Below are 1,429 nucleotides of genomic sequence, written 5' to 3'. Positions count from 1 at the left end.
CGGCTCTTCGCAGTTGAGCGTGTAGCGGCCTGAGCGTGGTGTTGGCCGGGTAGGCGTCGAGGTCTCCGTCAAGATGGAAGTTCCTACACTGGCCATCTCAAGAAGACCTCGACGGTGATCAACGCTACCTTCACGCACCCTGACCTGACCACATTCGCTCGCCTCGACGAGCTCGGCGTTGAAGCCGTTGGACAGCATCTCGCGCCGGATCGGGCAGTGATCGAGTGTCGTCTCACCGAACCCGACCCCTGGTGTCGCCGTTGTGGCGCGGAGGCGACGCCGCGGGGAACGGCCGCGCGGTGGCTGGCACATGAGCCGTTCGGGCATCGCCCCACGACGTTGCTTCTGCGGGTTCGCCGGTTCCGTTGCGACGATTGCGCCCGGTTCTGGCAGGAAGACACCACGAGCGTCGCGGAGCCTCGCGGCAAGCTCACCCGCACCGCGCTGGCCTGGGCGCTGCGCGCGCTCGTCATCGACCATCTCACCGTCTCCCGGGTCGCAGCTACCCTCGACGTCGCCTGGCACACGGCCAACGACGCGGTCCTCACCGAGGGACGCAGGGCGCTGATCGATGATCCGCACCGGTTCGACGGCGTCACCGTGATCGGCGTCGACGAGCACGTCTGGCGACACACCCGCCGCGGCGACAAATACGTCACGGTCATCATCGACCTCACCCCGATCCGCGCGGGCACGGGGCCGTCGCGGCTGTTGGACATGGTCGAGGGTCGCTCGAAAGCGGTGTTCAAGACCTGGCTCACTGAACGGCCAGAGTCGTGGCGCAGAAACATCGAGGTTGTCGCGATGGACGGGTTCACCGGGTTCAAGACCGCCGCCGCCGAGGAGATCCCCACAGCGGTCGCGGTGATGGACCCGTTCCACGTGGTCCGACTCGCCGGCGATGCGCTCGATACCTGCCGCCGCCGGGTTCAGAGCGACGTCTTCGGGCGGCGCGGCCGCAAAGACGACCCGCTCTACAAGGCCCGCCGCACCCTCCACACCGGCGCGGCGCTGCTCACCGACCGGCAGATCACCCGGCTCGAAACGCTGTTCGCTGATGACCGGCACGTCGAGGTCGAAGCGACGCACGGGATCTACCAGCGCATGATCACCGCCTACCGGGAACCCGATCGCAGGCTCGGAAAGTTCGTCATGCAGCAGCTCATCAACGACGTCTCCACAGGCGTCCCAACCGCGTTGATCGAGATCCGCAAGCTCGGGAACACGCTGAGCAAGAGAGCCGCGGACATCTTGGCCTACTTCGACCGGCCAGGAACATCGAACGGGCCGACAGAGGCGATCAACGGCCGCCTTGAGCACCTCCGCGGATCCGCCCTCGGCTTCCGGAACCTGACCCACTACATCGCCCGATCGCTACTCGAGGCCGGCGGCTTCAGACCAGTCCTACACGCTCAAATGCGATGAGCCG

Annotated in this window: 1 protein-coding gene; it reads left to right on the top strand. The window is 66.6% G+C overall.

Translation table 11 applies throughout. The features are described from left to right. The first annotated feature begins 114 nt into the window (after positions 1–114). On the top strand, positions 115–1,425 hold the full coding sequence (locus tag GON06_RS18435; RefSeq protein ID WP_332837727.1) for an ISL3 family transposase: 1,311 nt from the start codon (positions 115–117) through the stop codon (positions 1,423–1,425). Positions 1,426–1,429: the final 4 nt, after the last annotated feature.

It is taken from the genome of Microbacterium sp. MAH-37, assembly GCF_009758255.1.
Lineage (GTDB): Bacteria > Actinomycetota > Actinomycetes > Actinomycetales > Microbacteriaceae > Microbacterium.
This window is presented reverse-complemented; position numbering and strand designations above follow the sequence as displayed.